The organism is Chelatococcus sambhunathii, from assembly GCF_001418005.1.
Classification (GTDB): domain Bacteria; phylum Pseudomonadota; class Alphaproteobacteria; order Rhizobiales; family Beijerinckiaceae; genus Chelatococcus_A; species Chelatococcus_A sambhunathii.
The window spans coordinates 1-3,510 of record NZ_LIOL01000030.1 but is presented as its reverse complement, the minus strand read 5'-3'; the positions used below and the strand labels follow the sequence as shown (position 1 = coordinate 3,510).

Genomic DNA, 3,510 nt, shown 5'->3' with positions numbered 1-3,510 from the left:
TCGCCGATTACGCCGTGCCCGTCGAGATGCCGGCCACCGGCACGACGGCAGAGGCAGCGGCCAACAAGGCCGAGGCGCTGCGGGTCGTGCGGCTCGCGGCGCTGGCGACTTACATCGAAGCAATTGTTCGCGCGAGCTATCCGAGCCGCCGAGAGGCGGTGACGGCGCGAGCCGATGTCGTCGAGCGGTGCGATTTCGAGCTCGAACGGTCGACCGGTGCCAGGCTCAACGATGTCGTTGGCGCCATCACGGACATGCGCGGCAACGCCGCCGATTATCTGTCCCGGCTCATGGTCGACCTTGCGCCCATCGTGACGGTCTCGGCCAACGTGCCGCTGCCGTCGCTCTGGTGGGCGTACCGGCTCTACGGGGACCCGACACGCGCCGGTGAGCTCGTGGCGCGCAACCACGTCGTGCACCCGTCGTTCATGCCACGCGAATTCGAGGCGCTCGCATCCTGATGGGCATCGAGATCATCACGGTTGAGGCTGCCGGCGGGCGCTGGACGGCCTGGCGCGATGCGTCGATCCGTGCGGCCCTGAAGGAGGCGGCGCGCTCTTTCCGGCTCACCATCGCGGCTGAGCTGGGTGCGAGCGCGACAAACGGCCTCTTCAGGGCCGGCACGCCCGTAACGATCCGGTCCAACGCCGACCTCCTTGTGACCGGCTATGTCGACCAGAAGCAGCCGCGGTTCGCAAAAGGCGAGAGTTCCGACGCCAGCATCGTGATCTCAGGCCGAAGCAAGGCGGCGGACATCATCGATAGCAGCGCGATCCACCCGACCGGCGAGATCGAGAACAAGACGCTGCTCGACATCGCTCGCGAGCTCGACAAGGCGGGCGTCGGGTTCTCGACTGATCAGCAGCTGCCCGTGATCCCGCGCTTCCGCCTCACGCCCGGAGAAAGCGTCTTCTCTGCGCTCGAGCGCGTCGCGCGCGATCAGGGTCTCGCCCTGATGGGCGAGCCGGACGGGTCGGTGCGGATCACGAAGGCGGCCACGCAACGCCATGCTGGCGGCCTCTTCGAGGGCCGCAACATCAAGGCGGGCGAGGCCGACCACAACTGGTCCAACCGGCACAGCGAATATCGGGTCAAGGGGCAGCGCCCGTTCGGATCCGGTGCCGACGCCCTCGAGATCGAAGCGATCGCCCGCGACGCCGGCGTGAACCGGTACCGGCCGATCATCATCGTCCAGGATCAAGACACGGACGCTGACCGCGCGAAAGCGCGGGCGCAGAACCGGCGTGACCGGGCCGCCGGCAACAGCCTTCGCTGCTCGATCACGACGCAAGGGTTTCGCGATGACGTCGGCACGATCTGGACGCCGAACCGGCTGGTCTGGGTCGAGAGCGATTTCCTCGACGTTCGCCAGGACATGCTGATTGAGGGCGTGACGTTCTCGATGAGCAGCCAGGGATCGGAAGCCAAGCTCGATCTGGTCGATCCCCGTGCCTATGGCGGCAAGAAGGGCAAGGGGAACAAGTCCGGGGGCGAGTGGGACATTGGGAACTCGCCAGCGGAGGTGCCGGCGCAAAACGGGGGCCCCTGATGCACGACGAAGTCGCGACGATGCTGCGCCGCGTCCGTTTGCTCGAGACGGACGACACCGGAACGCAGCAGACGATGAGGCTTCGCGGACTGCGGGGCGAGACACTCTCGGGCGTGGTGCGAGCGCAGTATTACGGCCTTTCGAGCGTTCCGCCGGCCGGTGCTGAGGGCGTACTCCTGACCCTTGGGGGCCGCACCGATCGGGCCATGGTCCTCGGCGTCGAGGCCCCGGGCGTCCGACCCACCGGCATGCAGCCTGGCGAGACGGCGCTTTACGGACCGGACGGGACGATCCTCAAGCTGCTCATGCAGAAGGTCTATCTCGACGCCCAAGGCAAGGACGTGGAGATCACGAACGCCCGCAAGGTCACGATCCGCGGCTCGAACGAGGTTGTCATTGGTGTCGCCGACCGCTTCACGCGGATCCGGCCTCACCGGATCGACCTTGCCGTGACGGCCGAGGACCAGGAGGCGCCCTATCGGGTTGCAACCGAAGCCGGACCCAGCAACGTCGTTTTCGCGAGGCTCGACTGATGGACATCCGCATCCGGATCGGCGAGGGCGACGACGATATCCCGCCGCTGCAGTGGGATACCGTGTGGAACCCGGAGAGAGGCGAGGCCGACTGGGCTCTCGCCGATCCGGACGAGGCTCGCAACGCCGGCGGCCTTCGGGCCAAGTCCGCCATCGCGACCGCCGTTCTCCTGGCGCTCTTCACCGACCGCCGCTGCCCCGAAAACCACCCGCTGCGGTATCTCGCCGACAGCGACCCGCGCGGATGGTGGGGTGACGGCATCGACGTGCGCGAGGGCGACGGTGAGACGGAACTCGGATCGCTGCTGTGGCTGCTCGAGCGGGCGCCGCTGATGGCGGGCGACACGGAGCGCTGGGCGGTCTCACTGGCACAGGAAGCACTCGCGCCACTCGTTGCGCAGGGGGCTTGCGCCCGGATCGACGTGTCGGCGCAGGCGGATGAAATCAAGAACCGCATCGAGCTGTTCGTGGCGCTCTACGCGCGCGACGGGCAACGCATCTACGACCGGCGGTTCGAGGTCTTGTGGCGCCAGATCGGCGCTTAGCGGGAATTCCGATGCCCTTTCAGATCCCGACCCTGTCCGATCTCATCAATCGGGCCACGCTCTCATTTCGCGCGCACCTTCCGGGTGCCGATGCGGCGCTCTGGCCGAACAACGTGCGCCCGGCCGCGAAGACGCTGGCCGGGCTGACGTCGGAGGTCTTCGGTTTCGCTGATTACATCGCCCGACAGAAGTTCGCGCTGACGGCGGACGGTGAGAACCTCGATATGCACGGGGCCGAGATGGGCCTCGCTCGGCGCGCGGCGACGCCCTCTCAGGGCAAGGTCACGTTCACGGCCTCCGCGGCCCTCACGGTCGATCCGGGAGCCATCCTGCGCCGCGGCGATGGCGTGCAGTTCCGCGTCGTCGCAGGCGGGGCACTGCCCGGCGCCGGCACGCTGACCCTCGACGTGACTTCGAATTCCACCGGCAAGGCCACGGTGACGCTTCCAGGCGCGACGCTGTCAGCCGTCTCTGGCGTGCAGGGCGCAGCGACCATCGAAGTCGGCGCCGCAGGCCTTGCCGGGGGCATGGATGTGGAGCTGGATGGACCCTATTTCACGTCCGATCTCTCCACCTTCCGCGGGCGCATCCTCTTTCGGAAACGCAACGTGCCGCAAGGCGGCTCCGCGGCAGATTATGTGATGTGGGCGACGGAGGTTGCCGGCGTCACTGGCGTCTTCGTCGAGCGGCGCTGGTCGGGGCCGGGAACGGTGCGCGTCTTTCCGCTGATGCACGACCTCTTCGAGGACGGCATTCCCGATGCCGCGAACGTGCAGCGGGTAGCAGACCACATCGACGTGCTCGCGCCGGCCGGGGCCGTCGTCACGGTGGTGGCGCCGGTGCCCCGTGTCATCGACGTGACCATCGACGGGCTCGTGCCCGC

The 3,510-nt window shown here is 67.8% G+C and carries 5 protein-coding genes; all 5 read left to right on the top strand.

Annotation, left to right across the window (positions count from 1 at the left end):
• On the top strand, positions 1-461 hold a 461-nt coding region (locus tag ASC46_RS20645), incomplete at its 5' end, for a hypothetical protein (protein WP_210166029.1).
• Entirely contained in the window at positions 461-1,549 is a 1,089-nt protein-coding gene (locus tag ASC46_RS20640) for a phage baseplate assembly protein (protein ID WP_055461156.1), read from the top strand. The genes ASC46_RS20645 and ASC46_RS20640, both read left to right, overlap by 1 nt.
• Positions 1,549-2,082, top strand: coding sequence for a phage baseplate assembly protein V (locus ASC46_RS20635; RefSeq protein ID WP_055461155.1), 534 nt, complete (start codon positions 1,549-1,551; stop codon positions 2,080-2,082). The genes ASC46_RS20640 and ASC46_RS20635 overlap by 1 nt, the downstream gene beginning before the upstream one ends.
• A complete protein-coding gene (locus tag ASC46_RS20630; protein ID WP_055461154.1) occupies positions 2,082-2,627 on the top strand; it encodes a phage GP46 family protein in 546 nt (181 codons plus the stop codon). The genes ASC46_RS20635 and ASC46_RS20630 overlap by 1 nt, the downstream gene beginning before the upstream one ends.
• An 11-nt stretch (positions 2,628-2,638) precedes the next feature.
• Positions 2,639-3,510 (top strand): baseplate J/gp47 family protein (locus ASC46_RS20625; protein WP_055461153.1); only part of this gene is annotated, 872 nt, incomplete at its 3' end.